This is a genomic window from Glutamicibacter sp. NPDC088483 (assembly GCF_044753145.1).
Lineage (GTDB): Bacteria > Actinomycetota > Actinomycetes > Actinomycetales > Micrococcaceae > Glutamicibacter.
The window spans coordinates 63274-83235 of record NZ_JBIVMP010000002.1 but is presented as its reverse complement, the minus strand read 5'-3'; the positions used below and the strand labels follow the sequence as shown (position 1 = coordinate 83235).

15 protein-coding genes are annotated in these 19962 nt (G+C 52.5%); 9 read left to right on the top strand and 6 right to left on the bottom strand.

Translation table 11 applies throughout. The features are described 5' to 3' along the window. Positions 1–133 precede the first annotated feature (133 nt). The 3 genes from ACIP6G_RS04550 (at position 134) to ACIP6G_RS04540 (ending at position 4856) form a co-directional block, all read left to right on the top strand. A complete protein-coding gene (locus tag ACIP6G_RS04550; protein WP_400288847.1) occupies positions 134–1369 on the top strand; it encodes an MFS transporter in 1236 nt (411 codons plus the stop codon). Positions 1370–1654: 285 nt separating this feature from the next. Next, a complete protein-coding gene (locus tag ACIP6G_RS04545) occupies positions 1655–3721 on the top strand; it encodes a cell wall-binding repeat-containing protein (RefSeq protein WP_400288844.1) in 2067 nt (688 codons plus the stop codon). Positions 3722–3926: 205 nt separating this feature from the next. Continuing rightward, complete coding sequence (locus ACIP6G_RS04540) at positions 3927–4856, top strand: GT-D fold domain-containing glycosyltransferase (RefSeq protein WP_400288842.1); 930 nt, start codon at positions 3927–3929, stop codon at positions 4854–4856. A 751-nt stretch (positions 4857–5607) separates the two neighbouring features. On the opposite strand, the gene ACIP6G_RS04535 is transcribed toward ACIP6G_RS04540, so the two are convergent. Beyond that, a complete protein-coding gene (locus ACIP6G_RS04535) occupies positions 5608–5991 on the bottom strand; it encodes a hypothetical protein (protein ID WP_400288840.1) in 384 nt (127 codons plus the stop codon). Between the two features lie 411 nt (positions 5992–6402). Beyond that, a complete protein-coding gene (smc, locus tag ACIP6G_RS04530; RefSeq protein ID WP_400288839.1) occupies positions 6403–9978 on the bottom strand; it encodes a chromosome segregation protein SMC in 3576 nt (1191 codons plus the stop codon). A 104-nt stretch (positions 9979–10082) separates the two neighbouring features. On the opposite strand from smc, the gene ACIP6G_RS04525 reads away from it, so the two are divergent. The 5 genes from ACIP6G_RS04525 to ACIP6G_RS04505 all read left to right on the top strand — a co-directional run bounded on the left by ACIP6G_RS04525 (position 10083) and on the right by ACIP6G_RS04505 (position 15925). After that, positions 10083–10955 carry a serine hydrolase domain-containing protein gene (locus ACIP6G_RS04525; protein ID WP_400288837.1) on the top strand — a complete coding sequence of 291 codons (873 nt, stop codon included), beginning with the start codon at positions 10083–10085 and terminating at the stop codon, positions 10953–10955. Between the two features lie 166 nt (positions 10956–11121). Continuing rightward, positions 11122–12036 carry a hypothetical protein gene (locus ACIP6G_RS04520; RefSeq protein WP_400288835.1) on the top strand — a complete coding sequence of 305 codons (915 nt, stop codon included), beginning with the start codon at positions 11122–11124 and terminating at the stop codon, positions 12034–12036. A gap of 279 nt (positions 12037–12315) precedes the next feature. Further along, on the top strand, positions 12316–13161 hold the full coding sequence (locus ACIP6G_RS04515; protein ID WP_400288833.1) for a hypothetical protein: 846 nt from the start codon (positions 12316–12318) through the stop codon (positions 13159–13161). 124 nt (positions 13162–13285) lie between these two features. Continuing rightward, positions 13286–15112, top strand: coding sequence for a hypothetical protein (locus ACIP6G_RS04510; protein ID WP_400288832.1), 1827 nt, complete (start codon positions 13286–13288; stop codon positions 15110–15112). Between the two features lie 84 nt (positions 15113–15196). Then, positions 15197–15925, top strand: coding sequence for a DUF6270 domain-containing protein (locus tag ACIP6G_RS04505; protein WP_133833480.1), 729 nt, complete (start codon positions 15197–15199; stop codon positions 15923–15925). 1 nt (position 15926) lies between these two features. On the opposite strand, the gene mutM is transcribed toward ACIP6G_RS04505, so the two are convergent. From mutM to ACIP6G_RS04485, 4 genes are read right to left on the bottom strand one after another with little or no spacing between them, the layout of a single operon-like run. After that, a complete protein-coding gene (gene mutM, locus ACIP6G_RS04500) occupies positions 15927–16856 on the bottom strand; it encodes a bifunctional DNA-formamidopyrimidine glycosylase/DNA-(apurinic or apyrimidinic site) lyase (protein WP_133833481.1) in 930 nt (309 codons plus the stop codon). A 10-nt stretch (positions 16857–16866) separates the two neighbouring features. Continuing rightward, positions 16867–17565 (bottom strand): ribonuclease III, encoded by a 699-nt coding sequence (rnc, locus tag ACIP6G_RS04495; protein WP_388021798.1) that lies wholly within the window; start codon positions 17563–17565, stop codon positions 16867–16869. A 3-nt stretch (positions 17566–17568) separates the two neighbouring features. After that, positions 17569–17772 carry a 50S ribosomal protein L32 gene (gene rpmF, locus ACIP6G_RS04490; RefSeq protein WP_013348816.1) on the bottom strand — a complete coding sequence of 68 codons (204 nt, stop codon included), beginning with the start codon at positions 17770–17772 and terminating at the stop codon, positions 17569–17571. A gap of 2 nt (positions 17773–17774) precedes the next feature. Further along, complete coding sequence (locus ACIP6G_RS04485) at positions 17775–18296, bottom strand: DUF177 domain-containing protein (protein WP_181148963.1); 522 nt, start codon at positions 18294–18296, stop codon at positions 17775–17777. A 421-nt stretch (positions 18297–18717) separates the two neighbouring features. On the opposite strand from ACIP6G_RS04485, the gene ACIP6G_RS04480 reads away from it, so the two are divergent. Next, entirely contained in the window at positions 18718–19932 is a 1215-nt protein-coding gene (locus ACIP6G_RS04480; RefSeq protein ID WP_133833482.1) for a CDP-glycerol glycerophosphotransferase family protein, read from the top strand. Positions 19933–19962 lie beyond the last annotated feature (30 nt).

Genomic DNA, 19962 nt, shown 5'->3' with positions numbered 1-19962 from the left:
GCAGGCGGCACCAGCATCAGCACATTTTGCATTCAAGGCTAGACTGGCAGGTGCGTTGCTTAGCCCCGTTCGTCGTTCCAGAAAGGCTGAGGGTTACTGTTCGCTGAGCGGCAGAACCATCTGTTCAATTGATATGGCATTGAAAACCACCCGTGCTGCCAAGGCGCCCATCCCCCAAGAAATCGGCGTATTGCTGGTTGCGGCATTCATCATCGCATTGGGTTTCGGGCTCATCGCCCCCATCTTGCCCCAGTATGCAGTGAGCTTTGATGTCGGCAATGCGGCCGCCACGATTATCGTCAGCATTTTCGCCTTTACCCGATTGATTTTCGCACCGGTAGCAGGTGTCCTGGTAGGCAAGCTCGGCGAGCCCAAGATCTACGTCACCGGTGTTTTGCTGGTTGCGGTATCGACTTTGCTTTGCGCTGTGGTCCAGGACTATACGCAGCTATTGATTGCTCGTGGACTGGGCGGGTTCGGTTCGACCATGTTTACTATTTCAGCGATGGCATTAATTGCGCGGCTGGCTCCGGAGAAATCCCGTGGACGCATCTCGGGCTTGTACGCCGGCTCGTTCCTCTTGGGCAACGTCTTCGGTCCGGTTCTTGGAACCTTGCTTGCCCCGCTGGGCATGCGTATTCCGTTCTTGATTTACGGCACCGCCCTGGTGATTGCCGCAGGCGTGGTCTACATGGCCTTGGGCCGTCGCCGCGATCTGGATGCAGATGCGGCAAACCCGCGATCAAGGCATTCCGATATTGAAGTGGTGACCACCCGCGAGGCGCTGGTCTCCCCCGCCTACCGGGCGGCATTGTTCTCCGGGTTCAGCTACGGCTGGCTGGCGTTCGGCGTGCGCAACAGCATGATCCCGCTTTTCGCCTTGGCCGTGTTCGGCCAAACCATGGGTGCCACGGCCGCCGGAATCTCCATGACGGTGTTTGCCATCGGCAATGGTTGCGCGCTGGTGTTCTCCGGTCGCCTGACAGACAGCATCGGACGCAAGATCCCTGTGGTCCTTGGCATGAGTGTCCTGCTCGTGTCCATTGGCGCGATGGGGTATTCGACGTCCCTGGTTGGCTTCATCGTCTTCTCGGTCCTGGCCGGCATTGGCGGCGGGCTGCTGGGCCCAGCTCAGCAAGCGTCCGTGGCTGACGTAATTGGTTCCGGCCGCAACGGTGGCAAGGCACTGGCCGGATTCCAGATGTGCACCGATCTAGGCTCCATCATCGGCCCGCTGCTGGCCGGGGCCATGGCCGACATGATCAGCTTCCAATTAGCCTTCAATATTTCGGCTGTCGTGGGCCTGGTCGGAGTGATTGCCTGGCTGTTGGTTCCCAAGACCATAAAACCGGTGGAATTGGCCGATTAAGCAATTCCGCAGTTTTAGATTTCCCCTGACTTTCGCGCCGATATTAATTCCCGGAATCTTGCCGGGAAACATCGGGTAGATATACTAGCAATGGCTTTCGCCATTTCACTTGCACTCGATTATTCAGGGGAATCCATGCCGGCTATCCGGACGCGACGATCCAAAGCTCTATCAATTGCGGTTATAGCCGCACTTTCCATCCCGCTTTCTGCTGGTCCGGGGTTCGCCTCTCCAACAGAAGAGCCCTCCGCTCAAACTGTTCAGTCTCCCTCGCCCACTGCTACCGTGGCTGATGCGCCGGAGCCATCGTCTACGCCGTCTCCCGAGGCCAAGGCCACCGGGACCAGCACCAGCGAAGTTGAGACCAAGGCGCCATCACCCAGTGCGCCGGCTGCTATTGCCACTCCAGCAGCTGAAGAAATTTCCAAGGCACTGTCCAAAGACGATGATCTTTCCAAGAAAGAACGCGTGCAGCTAGCCGACAAGGCGCTGGCCGAATTGGAGCTCGTGCACCTCGATGCCCAGCTGGGCCAGGGTGCCAAGCGAATTGCCGAAACCGGTGACGCGACGATCCCTACCATGGACGAACTAGCGAATCTCGCGAAGCTGCCTTCAAATGATTCTGCGGCTTCAGTTCCGTTCCAGGTGGGCGCGCCAGCTTCCCTCGATGAGTTGCGGACCTGGCGTCCACCGGGCACCCTTGGGATCGATGTTTCCCGCCATCAGGGCGACGTGAACTGGTCCACTGCCAAGGCAAACGGGGCACGTTTCGCCTACATCAAGGCCTCCCAGTCGTGGCCTTCTTCCTTGTACAAGGACCCTAAGTTCAGCCAGAACTACACCAAGTCGCGCAATGCCGGCCTGATTCGCGGTGCGTACCATTTCGCCATGCCTGCCCATTCTTCCGGTGCTGTTCAGGCCAGGGAATTCATGGCCAACGGCGGCGGTTGGACCAATGACGGGTACACCATGCCGCCACTGCTGGATATCGAGTGGAACCCGTACAACAAGACCGCTTATCCGCAGGGCAAGGGCGATATGTGCTACGGCATGACGCCTTCCCAATTGGTTACCTGGATCAAGGACTTCGGCAATACCGTCAAGGCCAAGACCGGTCGCCTGCCGATGATCTACACGGCCCAGTCGTGGTGGGATGAGTGCACGGGTGATTCTGAAGCGTTCAAGTCTTGGCCACTGCATGTCTCGATTTTCCCCACCGCTGACGTTGCGAAGAATCCCCGCGAACTTCCTGAAGGCTGGACCACGTTCAATGTCTGGCAGTATTCTTCCAACTCCAATATGTTGGGGTCAACGAAGAATGTGGATGCCAACGTGTGGAACGGCGATCTGACATCGCTGCGCGACTTTGCGAAGAACCGGCGCAGCACGCAGTACAAGCTGACTACCAGCTACTTTGGCGATATGGATGTCTGGCCGACCCGCTTGGGCCCATCGCGCATGTCTGGGGCCAACCGCTATGGAACGCCTGTTGCGATCTCCAAGCGCACCTTCCCCTACGGGGCCAAAACTGTTGTCGTGGCTTCCGGCGAGCACTTCGCTGACGCACTATCAGTTACCTCGCTGGCCAACCGCCACAATGCCCCGCTGTTACTGACCAAGCAGGCCTATCTGCCGAGCGCAGTGGCTGCGGAAATCAAGCGGCTCAATCCATCACGCATCATCATTGCAGGTGGCCCAACCGCAGTCAGCAGCAAGACGTTCACGCAGCTGAAGAAGTATGCGCCGGTATCCCGCGAAGCAGGAAATACGCGCTATGGAACCAGCGCAGAAATTGCTACGAATTGGTCTTCTGCCAAGAACGTGTTTGTGGCATCTGGACGCTCGTTCCCTGATGCCCTGTCCATGGCAGCTGTCGCGGCAGACCGCAAGGCTCCATTGCTGCTGAGCAGCAAGAAGTACGTGCCAAGCACCATCTTGAAGCAGCTGAAACGCCTGAATCCCTCCACCGTGTACTTGGCTGGCGGGCCACTGGCAATCTCCAGAAATGCGGAAAACGAGATCCGAAAAGCGCTTCCGAATGCCAGGATCGCTCGTTACGGCGGCGAAACACGTTATGACACCAGTGCTGTCATCGCCAAGGCCTTCTGGCCAAATGGTGCGCAGCGCCAGTTCATTGCCAACGGCAAGAGCTTCCCCGACGGACTGAGCGGTGCCGTCGCTGCAGGCTACAATGGCGCGCCAATGCTGCTGGCTAAAAAGTCCTGCCTGCCATCTTCGGTAGCCAGCGCAATGCGGGCAATGGACGGCTGGACTAATGTGCTGATTGGCGGTCCACTGGTTCTCGACGATACTGTGGCATACCGAATGAACGGACAGAAAAACATCTGTTAGTTTCCCAAGGACCGATGGTTGACGTCTAAAGCCACTCCTTGGACCGTAACCTGGTTAACTGGCCAATTCGCCATGATTACGAAAGCTGAATTTAACCTTCCATTCCTGTTCACGTTTCAAGGCTTCATTCATCCGTAGCTCCTAACAGTTAGAAGACCGCGTCAATGATAGGATCGGCAGATCCTTAGGTGAAAGAGGAATCCAAGTGTTTGATCGACTCCGACAAGCTGCAAACCGAATATTCAACGTCAGGATAGTGAACGCAAAGCCTATTGCTGTAACTCTCGACCCCATAGTTGGGCCTGATCAAACGCAAGCGAAACTGCTTCGTCAGATTCATGCAGAACTCAAGACACATCGTCGGGAACTGGAAACCATCCGCCTCGCAGTCACTTCTGAAGTCATGCAGGATGTCACGGCTTTCCACCGCAAGCAGGTCAAAACGTTACTAGAGACATTGGAGTTGCTCGCTTCTACTGACGTGTCTATGGCTCGTTTTGGCGATGGTGAATTCCGCCTAATGTTGTTGAATGATTTCAACCTGCGTTTCCAAAAGAATTCCCCAGAACTTCAAGAAGATCTACGCAAGGTATTCGTTAGCAGAGACGCCAACGTATTAGTCGGTTTCCCTCAGCTCTTCCGTGATGCACATTGGTCCGGTGTATATCAGGAGCTCTGGCCACAGTTGAGCCAGCTGACAGCGATGGATCGAAGTTATGCCTGTGCGCATATTACCCGTCCTCAAGCTTTTTCCGCCCTAGGAGATCGTGCCGTTGAATTGTGGCGTCAGGTATGGGCAGGCAAGAAAGTAGCCATTGTGACTGGCGAGGGATCTCGTTTTGACCTGATTCCCGAACTTTTCGACAATCTTGCAGGTCACGAATTCATCCACTCATTACCAATTGATGCGTACGATGACATTGACCGTGTTGAGGCGTTGGTTTCTGACAGTGATTGTGACCTAGCGCTGGTGGCACTTGGTCCCGCCGGCGGCATCTTGGCTCATCGCCTCGCTGCATCCGGGAAGAGAGCTCTAGACATTGGCCACCTGTCGAATAGCTATGAAAACGTCTACAAGGGCGCGCCGCGCCCTGAAGCCACTGCGGTAATCACGAGCAGCCAAATAAGCGCATAGTCGCAGAATTTTGAAACTACATACTGACGGCGGTGGTTCCGAGCATGTGCTCGTGACCACCGTCGTCATTTCTAGTATTTATGTGCCTCCCTTAAGGAAGTGCCGAAACACCAGCGTGCTACACGTCACGCAAAGATCCTTGAACAGATTCCACCGGGAAAGCATCACGTAGCAAGGTAAAATCTATCTGGTGTTCTGGCAACGTAGCCTGCTAGGTCAATGCTTCCGAATCAATAATGGCAAGTACTTCCTTCATGATCTGCACGCCGATGACGGTGTCCCAGCCCGAAAAAGGCTGAAGAGGGTCTATAACTTGAAGTTCTATGCGGCCTGCTGATGGTCACTAGTGTCCCTCCAAACCCATGGGACACCGTATTGTTTGGGCCGCAAACAAACCGAGTAGGAGACTGGAAACTGCCAGCTTTGAACCAGCTATTTGCCCCTCTACTGACTTCACAGCATTGCGCACATCTATCGCACGTCTGCTGATTACATCATGATGAATCCGTGGTAAATGAACGTAGTGTGAAATGGCAATTACCTCGCGTGGCTTGGCTTCGCGCGCAAAAATCATGTCTGACAGCACCAGCCCTGTGTCATCGTAGACTTCTGGTACTTCCCAGACAGGAGAGTCTCATAGTTCAAGGCGGGTACATTTTCCACGTACCGCATGAATCTCTATACCCATAAACGCTTGACTGCATCAACTTAATTCGGTGCCAAGAGGCGCGTCAGGCCACTTCCCCACACGTCAACATTGCGGCGATTTATCCAACCCAAGATAGATCCCACATTGCACAAAATGCGAGCCCTGGTGCGAGGGCGGTTGACTTGAAAATGGTTGACGACCCGAGTATGCCTCAACCATCTGTGGCCCAGTGCAGTCTCCAAAGTTCGGTTTGACTGAATAACGGTACATCCGAACATTTTTGTCAGCGCCGAATTCGCCAACTTCTTCTTGCTGACGCAATGACAAGCAGGCGCTGGTAACGCAGTTCATCTGTTCCGCTACGGCACCGAGATAGATACCAGCGGACAAGGGATTCGTCGGATTACCGTTCTCGTCGAATTTACCGGATTCCTGAGTGACCAACACATCGTTTAGCCATTGCAATCCAGCTACGATGGCGCCCATGCATCCAACGATGCGTCCGCTGGTTGACAGAACCCAAAGGAAAACGACAGTCGACCCCAACAGTGAAACTGAGGCGCCGAACTTCCGTCTACTTGGCAGAAAATTCTGTGAACGCCCTAGTCCCAATGGAATTGTTCTCGAATTTTGCAGTAATTTCATTGTGAGCGGAGTTTTGCACTGCTACGATAATCCGCGATTTCCGAAGCTTCAATACTGAAGAAATGAATCCATATTTTTCGCGTTCAACGACTAACATGACGTGTCGCGCTAACAAGCAGTACTGCCTTGGATCCCAATTCTTGTATCCAATCACACGCAGTTGCCGACACAGTTATCGCTTCACGAATCGCTTTGCAGACTGGGTCAGGAAGCACCATCGCGTTCGGTATACCAGCGTCGCATATTCGGGCATCAAATGTTCTGCATTTTACGGTCAATTTTCTGGCTAATCACCGTAGAAACCCCGTCTCCGCGCATAGTGACGCCGTACAGGGCATCAGCTACTTCCATGGTCTTCTTCTGGTGGGTAATCACAATCAGCTGCGATGACTCGCGCAGCTCTTCGAAGATCGTGATCAGGCGTCCCAAATTCATATCGTCCAAGGCCGCCTCCACCTCGTCCATCACGTAGAACGGCGACGGGCGAGCCTTGAAGATGGCGACCAGCAACGCGACAGCAGTCAGCGAACGCTCGCCACCGGAGAGCAGCGAGAGCCGCTTGATCTTCTTGCCGGCCGGACGCGCTTCCACCTCGATGCCTGTGGTGAGCATGTTTTCGGGATCGGTGAGCACCAGCTGGCCCTCGCCGCCTGGGAAGAGGCGATCGAAGATCCGCCTGAACTGAACGGCGGTGTCGTTGTAGGCCTCGGTGAACACCCGCTCGACGTGGGAATCAACGTCGGCAATGATCTGCTGCAAATCCCCTCTGGACTTCTTCAAATCCTCGAGCTGGCCGGAGAGGAACTTATGGCGTTCCTCCAAGGCAGCGAACTCTTCAAGTGCCAACGGATTGACTTTGCCCAAGGCCGCCAGGTCGCGTTCGGCCTTCTTCAGCCGCTTTTCCTGCTCGACGCGATCATATGCTCGGGTGCCGACAGGATTGCCTTCTTCATCAACGTTTTGCCGCAGCGCGCCCCACTTGTCGTCTTCGTCGAGGGCCTCCGGAATCAGCTGGTCTGGACCGTAATTGGCGATGAGGTGATCAGGGGTGTATCCCAGTTCTCCCAGGGCCTTGGTCTCAAGATTTTCAATGCGCATCCGCAGTTCCGCACGGGCCATCTCATCACGATGCACAGCATCAGCAAGACGGGCCAGCTCGGCGGAGAGCTGCTCCGCTTCCTTGCGTTGGCTGACAAGCATGGATTCCAGTTCGGATTTCTTTCCGGCCAGCTCTTCGCGTTCTTGGCCAGCCATCGATACGGATACTTCAATGAAACGCAGGACGCGCTCAGCAGCTTGCTCAATACGGATCGCATTGGCCGCTTGCTCCTTGCGCTGCTCCGCTCGACGAGCTGCAACTTCACGGTGATTGCGCTCAGCTGCCGCAGTGCGGCGCAGACCCTCAACGCGCGAACGCAACGCAGAAACGCGCTCTTCACTACTGCGCAAGGCAAGACGGGCTTCTAATTCCTGCTGTCGTGCCGCGGCTGCAGCATCTGCAAGAGCTGCTCGTGCAGCGTCATCAACAGTATCTTCATCTTGATCCGTTGAAGCTAGCTCCATGCGCTCGGTAATCTCTTCCAGAGATTCCTGCTCGATTTCCAGCTTCTCCAGCGTTGCTTCGAGCTTTTCTTCCAGCTTGGCTTTGTCCGATCGCGCGCTGCGAAGTTTCTGTCCAAGACGTGCCAGATACGAGGATAATTCATCAATGGTGGCGTCAGATTCAGCCAGCGCCGACAGGGCTTCATCTCGCTGTTGCTGAGCGATGGAAAGCTCTGGTCCCCGCTGAGCCAATCTTTGCTCGACTGTGGAAAGTTCTTCCTGGCACTGGGAGAGTTCAGTTTCCGTCTGCTCCACTAAGGCCTGCTGCGCGATCAGGGAAGCGCCTGCTGAGTCCCCCACGGAACTGCGGACTGCCGAAACAGTGATGCCATCCAAGGTGGTGAGCAGCGCAGATGGGTTCTGCACCAAGGCCGCAGGTGCTTGGCTCATTTCCTCAATGATGTAATGGCCAACAAGAAGCTGATCAAGCAAGCTGTCCAGCGGGCCATCGGCAGCTACAACTTCACGAGCGCTGACGGCATTAGGCATTGCAGTAGCCTTTGCACCACTTGGCAGAACTTCGGCGTGCAGGAATACCTGGCTGGCCTGCTGCTGTTGGAGGTCCTCGATGAGATCCAACGCATCACCAAGGTTCTTGGCTACCAAAGCTTCGGCACTGTCACGCAAAATCGCGGCGATGGCCTGTTCATATCCCGGATTAACCGTAATCAGCTCCCCCAAACGGCCCAGGAGCAGTCCGGATGTTGATCCAAGAAGCTGTGACGACTGATCATCTGGTTTGGAATTCAGCTTCAGGGCTTCAAGGCGAGCACGCAATCCGGAAACACGCACCGATAGCTCGCGTTCACGCTGACTGTCGGCATTGTGCTCTTCTGACAATGCTGCGTGTTCCCGATCTGAACTCTCGAAATCTATATTCAGCTGGGCTTCGCCCGCCAATTTTTTCTCAAGATCACCGGCAACTTCTGCGTGAGAGCGCAAATCCAGTTCAAGGTCCGAGTCGAAGGACTGGACGCTTTCCTGGAGGCGGGAAATTTCGGCCCGGGTCACGTCGACACGGCTGCGTGCGGAAGCCACCTGCGAGGCGAGCCGTGACATGCCTTCTCGACGGTCCGCCGCGGCGCGGAGCATGGCAGCCATCCGCTGCTGTTCGGCGCGTGATGCTTCCTCGGCCTGCTCTTTAGCCTCTACAGCTTCAGCAAGAATCTCGTGGCGGTCTTCAAGAGCTTCTTCAAGTTCCTCAAGTTCTTCGCTCATTCGCTCAGCTTGAGCTTCCAAACGCTCAGGATCACGGCTGGAATCGAAATGGGTTTCATTGCTTTCCAGCAATTTCCCGCGTTCACGAGCCAACGCGGCCAGCGATCGATAACGCTCTGCCTGCGTGCTCAACGAAACCCACGTTTCCTGGATCTGAACTAGTCGCGGGGTAATGGTTTCCATCTGGGCAGTCAGTTCAGCGATGTGCTTCTTGATGCGTTCCAGGCGTGCCGCAGCGTCTTCTTGCTGAGCTTGGATTTTGGATTCGTCATCAATATCCTGGGCCAGCTTGTTGTTCAGTGTGACCAAATCATCTGCCAGCAGACGGGACTTTGCATCCCTGACATCAAGCTGCACCGTCTGCGCACGGCGAGCGATTTTCGCTTGCCGTCCCAACGGAGCCAATTGGCGGCGAACCTCGGCGCTCAAATCCTCAAGACGATCCAGATTTCCCTGCATCGCTTGCAGCTTGCGCAGGGTTTTCTCCTTGCGCCGTCGGTGCTTGAGCACGCCGGCCGCTTCCTCGATGAAACCACGCCGATCTTCAGCGGTGGCGTGCAAGATGCGGTCCAGCTGTCCCTGACCGACAATCACATGCATTTCTCGACCCAGACCGGAATCCGAAAGCAGCTCTTGAATGTCCAGAAGACGGCAAGAACTTCCATTAATGGCGTATTCGGATCCACCAGTACGGAACAGCGTGCGGGAGATAGTGACTTCTGCATAGTCGATAGGCAGCTGGCCATCAGAGTTATCGATTGTCAGGGACACATGGGCACGGCCCAGTGGTGGGCGGCCAGAAGTGCCAGCAAAGATCACGTCTTCCATCTTGCCGCCGCGAAGCGTCTTGGCACCCTGTTCACCCATGACCCAGGACAGCGCGTCAACCACATTGGACTTGCCGGAACCGTTAGGTCCTACAACAGCCGTGACGCCCGGTTCAAACTCAAAAGTGGTCGCCGATGCGAAAGACTTGAATCCGCGAACGGTGAGAGTCTTGAGATGCACGGCGTGAAGTTCCTATGTTTGGGCGAAATCGCTAAAGTTAGGTTGGGCAATCAAACCCAATCCTTGTCGCAATTCTAGCGAAGCGCACTGGGGATTATCTGGTTGTGCTCGCAAAATCCGAGGAAGAAAATCGAGGGATAGATCATTCTATGAGCATTCTGACGCAGATTGACCAGTGGCCAAGTGACAATGCGGTATCCGTGGTGGTGAACGGCAATGGTGCAATCGTTGACCAGCACGGTGATACTGCCCGTGTTTACCCCTTGGCTTCGGTGACCAAGTTGCTCAGTGCCTACACGTTCTTGGTTGCTCTGGAAGAAGAAGCCATCACCCTCGAAGACCCTGCAGGGCCAGAGGGTTCAACCGTGCACCACCTATTGGCGCACACAGCCGGGTATGACTTTGATTCCGGAACCATCCGCTTTGCCGTAGGGACTAAACGCGGATACTCGAATTACGGCTTTGAAAAGCTCGCAGAGCATCTGGAACAACAGACCGGAATCAGCATGGCCCAGTATGCCCAGGAAGCGGTCTTCGCTCCTCTGGGGATGGCTGATACAGAAATTGCCGGCAGCTGCGCAAAGGATGGCCGATCCACCGCTGCCGACCTGGCAAAATTCGCTGCCGAACTTTTGAACCCAACTATCGTGGCGCAAGAAACATTGAGCGAGGCAACGCGTGTGCATTTCGAGAACCTCGCTGGAATTCTGCCCGGCTATGGCCGGCAGAACCCGAATGACTGGGGACTCGGGTTTGAGATCCGATCGTCCAAAGCGCCGCACTGGACAGGTGCAAACCATCCCGCGTCCACCTATGGACACTTTGGGCAGTCTGGTACGTTCCTCTGGGTGGACCCTAAACATCGTCTGGCCTGTGTGACGCTCACCGATAAAAGCTTTGGCCAGTGGGCTGTTGACGCTTGGGCCCCGTTCAATGACCAAGTTCTAGTCGCCACGAAAATTACTCGGAATAACTAGTTATTCCGAGTCAGTCTGCCTACGATCCTTTAGTTTGATCTTCGATCAAAACAGCTAGACTGATCAACAGATATAGAAACAGTGTGAATCACAGCTATTCTAAGCATAATCACTATTACAGCTCACTCCTTTCAACACCTATCATCCAGAACTAACGAGGATTTCAATGACTGATAAAAACTACAGGCAGTGGCAAGTTCTGCACTACGTATGGGACAACTTGTCAGATTTTAAAAATCGCTGGATTATGCTACCGGGGATCCATACCATTCAATTTGGTAAAGATGAATCCCCAATTGACATTTATGTAAATGAATATATTAATGCGTCAGATTTTAAAGCACAACCAGTGTTCTTCACAGGTGCCATCTCTTCTCGAGGAGATAAGAAAGGGCCATTCTTTTCCGGACTGGGACTGACGAACAATAAAAAACTTCCACTAATCGCCGTCGCGGACCCAAGCCTCGATGATGACGCTTCCTTAAGCCTAGCCTGGTACACAGGTGGTCCAACCGACAACTTCACAGCTAATCTACTCGCGACTTTAACTGTCCTTCAGGAGAGCCTTAAACGCGAGTTGATTTTCATAGGTGGATCAGGAGGTGGATTTGCTGCGCTAAATATCGCTTCAAGGTTCAAAGGAGACTCGACCGCGCTGGTTTGGAATCCACAAACGGATATATATGAATACGCAGAACGCTTCGTAAAAGCATACTTGAGAAGTCGGTTTAATTTCGCCTTTGCGACTTTAGGCTCACCCGATTGGAAACAATTTTGTAAGAGCAGAACCGATTCCAAAGTACACACCCACGTTTTGCGAAGCCAGACTCTTACCGCGCCCCGACGTGTTATTTACCTTCAGAACAGTGCTGATTGGCATCGGAGCAAACACCTCAAGCCCCTCTGGTCAATGACGACGCAAAAAGAACTACAAGAAGGGGTCAATTCGCTGGACGATAATCACATCGTCTTCGTCAGGGAATTCGCCGAAGGGCACGCACCACCACCGTCCACCCTAATCGGTAGCCTCTTGGAACAATTAATGGACCTCTCGATGAATGCCAAAGATTTAAAATTCTAAGAAGCAAACTCAAATTGAATTCATCAAAAAACGGAAGCCAGTGAGACTGACAATGCTTCCCGCTAAGCAGCTCGCACTGTCCGACCTAGGTTCATCCCTCGAAAATTGCCCATGTTTTCGATATGAAGAAGAGCGGGACACTCCTACCCTAAAGCCGGAGTCACGAAACAAAATGCGCGCTCCTCGTTTACCCGCAATGGGTCAAATGAGATTTCGTTGTGATAACGCGAAGCCATCGACCGTCAAAATAACTATCCAGCCCCAGATAAGGTCCTAGATATGCTGAATCGTACCAGGAACATTAAGAAGCACTCTTCCCGCGGTAGACGCATATTTGACGACTTTGATAGCGCACTTCGTGCAGGTCTTTCTGAAGGGCTTACCATTATCAAATCCAACGGACGATATTTCGATTTCTACTTCGAAGACCGAAATTCTCCGGTGACCCTTGTCACATTCCATGCGGCAACTGGACCCAAAACCGTTGAGTATCCTATTTTTACCGGATCGGGTTTCGCTGAGAAGCTCGGTGTCAACTTACTCGCCTTCGCCGACTCCGCTTGTGGCGGAGCAGAAAAACTACTCACTTTTTGGCACCAAAGCACCAAACGAGTTCCGTCTGGTAAGTTCATCCCGTCAATCATCGCCCTGACACAGCGTCCCGGGCAAGAAAAACATCTTATTTTTTTTGGTTCCTCCGCTGGCGGATATGCGGCTCTTCATTACAGTACCTACTTTCCAAAGTCAGTTGCATTAGTGATGAATCCTCGCATTGAACTTCTTGGAAAACCTGATCGCTTTGACGACTACTCCCGAAAAGCGTATCCGGGATGGAACCCACAAATGATTGCCGCAAAAATTCCAACAAGCATGTCAAAGTGGTACGCCAAAGGAAGAGAAAATACCGTGGCATACATACAAAATACTGGTGACAGACTGTATTACGAGAATCATTTCTCGCGCTTTGAGGCTGCTACGCGTGAGCAATCAAATATTCATTTTAAGATCCAGAATTGGGGAAAGGGGCACATAGTCCCTCCTGCGAACGAATACATGGAACCTCTTAAGTCACTCGTTAACCATGCTCCGAATTGGAACGCAGGGCTATCAAATTTTGCCAGTTGAGGCACCCGTACTTCCAATTCTAGTCACCGTTCATTCGTGATTATCATCTTGGGTTCAGGTTGCTCGTAGTCACGGGGACTGCCCACCGAGACTTGAACAAACATCACATAGTAAGGTTAGACGTATGGCTTCTACTAAGACCTATGCTCCGGTGATTACGGGGTTACCGCATACCTCAATCAGTTCGGCGCCAATAAACACAGTTGTGAAACGGAATGAAGATCCCGTTATTCGTGGTTCACGACGATTCTGGCTCGATGGAAGCGTAATTCTAAACGGAACATGCATTAAGCGAACTGCGGATCTCGATTCGTCACTACCACAAGCCGCGGAACGGTGGAGTATTGAAGAACTTGCTGATTGGTGGTCGAAAGGTGCACGAAACCCTGGTGCACTATTCATTGAAGATTCAGTAGATTCATGGAGCGCTTGTCTTCCTGACCCACTGGGCGGTGCACTTGCGTTCTCTCTCAATAAGCAGGGCAAAGCATTCGTTTCTACCAGCATCGTAGAAATTGTACATGCAGCCGAGACACATGGAATCATCTTGGAAAAGGATCCATTGTTTCAGGTAGAGCGTCTCATGCTTGGCAACGGAGGGCTCACACCTGCAAGTTACAAGGGTGTACATTCACTTGAGCCTTTTCAGTATTTCGTATTGTACGGAAATCAAATCTTTACAAAGAATTACAAGATTCGCGAGAGCCTTGACTCTGCATCGCTCTATGATTTGTTTACAATTCTCCGATCTGACGTCCAAGGCGCTGTCCAAGCAATAGCAGAGACGAATTCTCAGCAAATCACCGCACACTTGACAGGCGGTTTTGACTCACGCCTAGTTCTCTCCGCAGTATTGAACCTAGAACTGCGAGATCGAGTCAATATATTCTGTTCCGGCCCTGAAGGTTCCACCGATCGAATAATCGCCGATGGCCTGACGAGACAATACGGCTTACAACGAGTAGACGGGGCAGGGCTCACGACTGCACCAACGACGAACATGTCAGAACGACTAATGGGCGCACTCTTTGCGAGTGGTGGAATAACTAATACGGGCCCGTTCGGTCGAGAAATCTCTGTACCAGTTAGCGCAATGGGCGGCGGCTACGGAGAAGTGCTTCGAACATTCTTTGGAAACAGAAAAATTACCGACTCACTTGGTCGACTTGATAGCAGCCTCCTTATATCAAGCTATCTGCCCACAGCAAACACCAAGAGCACCTATTTTTCGCCAGAAGCAATCGCGAACGTTTCATCATTACTAACAAAAAAATTCGATCACTTGTCCCATCTTTATCAGGATGCCAGTTTCATAGGCGATGCGTTTTATACGCATAATCGGAATCGCTACCATATCGGTCAGACGTCTTTATTATGGAGTCGTGTTGGCTCTAGGTTTGACCCGTTGTATTCTGTTGCTGGTTTCGAATTAGCCAGAAGATCTACGCAACATGTCAGATCGGCAAATCTCATTGGCCATGATTTACTAGACTCGCTGAAACCTGATCTATTATCATGGCCCTTCGATTACGACAGGTTCAGCCAAGACCTATTGCAACTAAGAAATCGACGAGAATTACGTTCATGGCCAAAGAATAACGAGAAAATTAGTTTTGTAAAAGGGCTCACACCTGAATGTGAAGCTGATAGCACTTTCCTATCCGTTCTTCGACGCCTAAATGCCACCGAACCCAAACTTACTGCCGCGCAACGCAAAGCTAAGGTGGAGGAAGCCAACGGATTGGGAGTTAATTTTTGGCAGGTAGTTTACAAGGAGACTGGACAAGAACTGTTATCTAGCGCTCTCGAACAAACGAATGGTACTGCTTTACAGGGAACTGTCGATATCGAATACATTCGTAAATTATCAACTGCAAGTTCACTAAACAAGAAGCAACTTCGTGATCTTTACAGTTTGGGTGGGATCATGTCTTGGCTCAGTTTCGGGTAATTAAGAATAGTCTTACTAGGTTAAGATCTTCAGTATCCGATAATCTTTTCTCTCATAACTACTAATATTTATTTCGCAGGAACAATGGTAAATTTCTTCATATACGGTGGCTGCGTTTCTAGGGATGCCTATGAACTGGTCAAGGATGAACATTATTTAACGGGTTACATCGCTCGCCAGTCGCTTATTAGCGCCAACTCGCTACCCGAGACACGAATTAACACAGCAAATTCATCGACAAACTTTAATTCCCGGATGGTAGTCGGAGACATTAAGTCCTCGCTCTTCTCTACTTTGCGTGAAAAATCGAATGAAGTCGAAGTATTCCTATTTGACATCTTAAGTGAACGACTAGGAGTTTATCGACTCCAGGGCGGGCGATACATCACGAACTCCGCGGAACTATCCAAATCAAGTCTTTTAGATGATTTTCCGTATGCCAAGGCTAAGATTCATTTTGGCACCAGCCAACACTTTGAGCTTTGGAAACAAGGAGTACTTACCCTCAAAGATATTCTCGTAGAATGTGGTCTATTCAGCAATAGCATATACATTGAGACCATTTGGACTGATCATTCTTGTCAAGGCAGTAACGTTCCTAAATTCAGAAACTGGTCCGCTCATTACGCGAATAAGTTATACGAACCATATTTTTCGTACCTTCGAGAATTGGGTTTTAGATCAATAAAACCGTCTCTGGATATCAGCCTATCCGATGAAAATCATAAATGGGGTAGTTCACCGTATCATTATCAGCCGGAGTACTATCAGGAAATCCTTGTGCAAGTATTCGACCAAATTTCAGAAAAGTAGCTTATCTCGGTGCACGGCGTGGTCGCGGCTGGCACACTGGGCAGCTATAGGAAGAACGGCCCATGAAGGGATCACGACGAATCAGAGACTCACGGCCGTTTTCTCTGCAACGCAAACAGGCTTTGCCTTCGCGCCCGTAGGCGTTCAAGGACCTGGAGAAATAACCGCTAGCGCCGTTAACATTCACGTATAGAGAATCAAAGCTCGTACCACCAGCGGCGAGGGCGCGTGTCATCACGTCAACCAAAGCATCATTGAGGCGTTGCACTTCTGGACGCCTGATAGTGCCAGTATTGCGCAAACCTGAAAGGCCTGCTTGCCAAAGTGCTTCATCCGCATAGATGTTGCCGACTCCGGAAATGATCCCCTGGTCCAGAATGGCTCTCTTGAGTTCTGTCGTCTTTTTGCGAAGCGCGACGTACAGGTCTTCGGTCTTGCGGTGAGGATCCATCACGTCTCGGGCAATGTGAGCAGCCGCCTGTGGGATCGATGCTTTTAGCGACCCGGCTCCGGCAGGCAACCCATCGGTTGTTGCAACCAGTGGGGAGATAAACATTCCCCCAAAGATTCGCTGGTCTACGAAACGCAGTTCGCTGGGGAAATCAGATCTCTCGCTGAGTGAGAGCCTGACTTTTAGATGTTTCTCATCGTGAGCATCAGGTTCTTCGACAAGAAGTTGGCCGCTCATGCCGAGGTGGGCAACCAATGCTGCCGGAGTTGAAAGGCCTTCGAGGTCCATCCAGAGGAACTTGCCCCGGCGAACCACGGAAGCGATAGAGCAACCGCTCAATGTCTGTTCAAAATCTTCAACGCCGTCGGTATGACGGCGGACGGACCGCGGGTCCAGCACTTGAGCGGTTAGTACCGTTCGAGTGCGAACCCACTTATCCAGTCCTTCTCGGACCACTTCAACTTCTGGCAGTTCTGGCATGAACTAAACGCTATCCCTTAGGTAGCTGCTCACCTGGATGCAGCAACAGCCAAGTCTTGTGTGCCGCTTCCTGCTCAGCTTCCTTCTTGGATGGCCCATGCCCCTGGCCGTATCCCTCGTTTCCGATGCGGAGTTCGGCAAGGTAAGTGCGTGCGTGGTCAGGACCGGAACCACTGACCTGGTAGTGCATCTCGCCTAGCTTTTGGGAGGCTACTTCTTCCTGGATTACAGTTTTCCAGTCAGTCGTCGCGCCCAGCAGCCGATGATCTTCCAGCAGTGGAGTGACGAAGCGAAGCACAAACGAGCGCGCAGCTTCCATGCCTTGAACCAAGTAGGTGGCCCCAAGAATTGCTTCCATGGTGTCTGCCAGAATGGAGGATTTATTGGCTCCGTTGGACTGGGCTTCCCCACGTCCTAGGAGCAGGTGCTCCCCCACTTCCAAATCACGGGCAATGATCGCCAAGGCGCGGGTACTGACAATAGCCGCTCGCCGCTTCGCGAGATCGCCTTCTGGCAAATTCGGGAAAGTTGCGTATAGGTATTCTGCAACGCAGAAGCCAAGAATTGAATCACCTAAGAATTCAAGGCGTTCATTCGTTGGAATGCCACCGTTCTCATAGGAATATGAGCGGTGGGTAAATGCAAGACGAAACGTCTCGGAATCAATATTGATTCCGAGACGCTTCATAAGTTCTTCTTTTGAAGACATGTCTTAGACGTCTGCGACCTTGCGACCCTTGTACTCAAGGAACAATTCGGTACCAGCCGAGTCGGTGACAACCTTAGCCTGGTGAGGCAGGCTGTAGGTTACGCGACCGTTTTCAACGGTCTTCACCAGGTTCGGTGCGGTAGCCTTCCACTGAGAACGGCGGGCACGAGTATTCGCACGGGACATCTTCCGCTTTGGAACAGCCACGACTACTTCTCTTCTCTCTTGTCTGACGTTTTATCATTTGTCGCATCCTCTGCGACAATGTCGGACAGCTGCGCTAGCGCTGCCCAACGTGGATCCAGGATCTCATGATCATGCTGAGGGTCATCGTTGAGACTGATTCCGCATTCACTGCAGAGCCCCAAGCAATCTTCCCGGCAAACCGGCTGGAACGGCAGGGCGGTAACCACTGCGCTCCGTACTACCGGATCGATGTCAATCAAGTCACCGACCACCCAATACTGATCCACATCATCATCGTCTTCGAATTCTTCGCTCTCTTCATAATAGAAGAGCTCTTGAATATCAGCCTCGAAGTCGTACTCGATGGGCTCCAAGCATCGTCCACATTCCCCAGCGATTTGCGCTGTAGCGGTACCCGATACCAGAATTCCTTCATGCACGGCTTCAAAGCGAAGATCTAAGTCAAGCTCAGATCCTCCACGAATACCGATGAGTGCATTTCCCACATCTGCGGGTGCCGAAACCTGCTCATTGAGAGTTTTCATTGAGCCAGGCGAACGGCCGAGCTCCCTGGTTGAAAAAACCAGAGGCGAGTTGCGATCGAGTTCGCCGTGTGACGATCGATCAGAACGCTTTTCGCTAATGATGACTCCTATAGAAACATAGTCCGACATTTCATCTTAGCTTGCCGTAGGCCAAGTTCCCAAACTGAAACCAGTTTTCAGAGCTCGATGCCGGTGTTGCACTCACCACAGCATATCGTAGACGACCTGCCAATCCCTACTTGCACGCGTTGCTAATCCAACATTCCCGACCTTGCAATCCGCGCCGCGGACTTCGAAGAAGAATCGGAATAACGCCAGGGACGAGCGCGACGCAAAACGGCTTATAGCAAACATCCCGAAGAAAGCTTGCCCAGCGAATTATGCTTGGTCATGCTTCGAATTAAGTGGTGAGGGATTCTCCGTGAAAGTGTTACGAACCGTCAATAGCGTCGTCAAGAAAGTGCAATCGCGCTTTGAGACACGGCGACACCTGAAGTTCATTCAGAACCACGCCACAGAACTACGCCACCTGCCCGTGGACGCTGACCGGTACAAGGTAGCGCTGCACTTTCCCGATGAGATGGCCAACGCCTACCAGATCAGGCAATGGTACGAACCGCTTTTAGCCTTGGCAGAGTTCGTGCCGGTGGTAATCATCGCACGAAGTCCAGATACTGCGCTGTCGCTGCGCAAGGAATGCCCGCTACCGATTCACTTCGCCCCCGCCGTGGTAGATGTTGAGCGATTCATGCAATCCCAGGATCTACGTGTGGTGTTCTACGTGAATCAAAATATCCGGAACTTTCAAATCATGCGGTTCAATGCGCCTAATCATGTCTTCATCTGCCATGGCGAAAGCGAAAAAGCCTACATGTGGTCCAACCAGCTCAAGGCCTACGATTATGTATTTTCAGCCGGTGAAGCAGCTAGAGATCGCCTGGTAAATCACTTGCGCAATTTCGACGCTTCGTTGCGATGCCGGTTAATTGGGCGTCCGCAAATAGATGTGGATTATGCGTCGCCTGTCGACCTGAATAAGGAACTACCGACGCTTCTCTATGCCCCAACCTGGGAAGGCGACCGGCCTTCCATGAATTATGGCTCCGTACTATCCCATGGTGAACAATTAATTGACGCCTTGATCAAGGACGGCGGATTCAACGTTATTTTTCGCCCCCATCCACGTTCTGGACTGGGTGCGAAACCCTATGGGCAAGGCGTAGAAAGAATCCGAAAACAGCTGAGGGCGCACAGCGAAACTTCGAAAGCCCAATTCATTTTCGATGACTCGGCCCACTGGGGCTGGCAGTGGTCAGCTGCCGACCTTTGCGTGACTGACATTTCCGCAGTTGCTTATGACTTTTTAGCTACAGGAAAACCAATGTTCGTGACGCAACCGGTGTCGACCGAGGCTACCGTTGATGAATCTCCAGCGCTGCAACAGGTGCCTGCCCTTACAGCTGCGGCGGCAACGGAAATCAGCCGGCTGGCGCGAGAAGCCTTGGCCGGCAATAACCCGCAGCTACGAGGACTGGTCAATTACTACTTTGGCGACGTTTCCCCCGGTGCCAGCATGCAACGTTTCATTGCAGAAACGCTGGCGCTAGTGCAAGAAGACAGCGTCACTGATCACTAGCCAGCTTCAGCAGCATAGTGGTGCCGGGCC

Excerpts from the sequence above, each read along its gene's own strand:
- ACIP6G_RS04550 (WP_400288847.1), top strand. The coding sequence starts at position 134 with ATGGCATTGAAAACCACCCGTGCTGCCAAGGCGCCCATCCCCCAAGAA.
- ACIP6G_RS04535 (WP_400288840.1), bottom strand. The coding sequence starts at position 5,991 with ATGGGCGCCATCGTAGCTGGATTGCAATGGCTAAACGATGTGTTGGTC.
- ACIP6G_RS04520 (WP_400288835.1), top strand. The coding sequence starts at position 11,122 with ATGACTGATAAAAACTACAGGCAGTGGCAAGTTCTGCACTACGTATGG.
- ACIP6G_RS04515 (WP_400288833.1), top strand. The coding sequence starts at position 12,316 with ATGCTGAATCGTACCAGGAACATTAAGAAGCACTCTTCCCGCGGTAGA.
- ACIP6G_RS04510 (WP_400288832.1), top strand. The coding sequence starts at position 13,286 with ATGGCTTCTACTAAGACCTATGCTCCGGTGATTACGGGGTTACCGCAT.
- ACIP6G_RS04505 (WP_133833480.1), top strand. The coding sequence starts at position 15,197 with ATGGTAAATTTCTTCATATACGGTGGCTGCGTTTCTAGGGATGCCTAT.
- mutM (WP_133833481.1), bottom strand. The coding sequence starts at position 16,856 with ATGCCAGAACTGCCAGAAGTTGAAGTGGTCCGAGAAGGACTGGATAAG.
- rnc (WP_388021798.1), bottom strand. The coding sequence starts at position 17,565 with ATGTCTTCAAAAGAAGAACTTATGAAGCGTCTCGGAATCAATATTGAT.
- ACIP6G_RS04485 (WP_181148963.1), bottom strand. The coding sequence starts at position 18,296 with ATGAAAACTCTCAATGAGCAGGTTTCGGCACCCGCAGATGTGGGAAAT.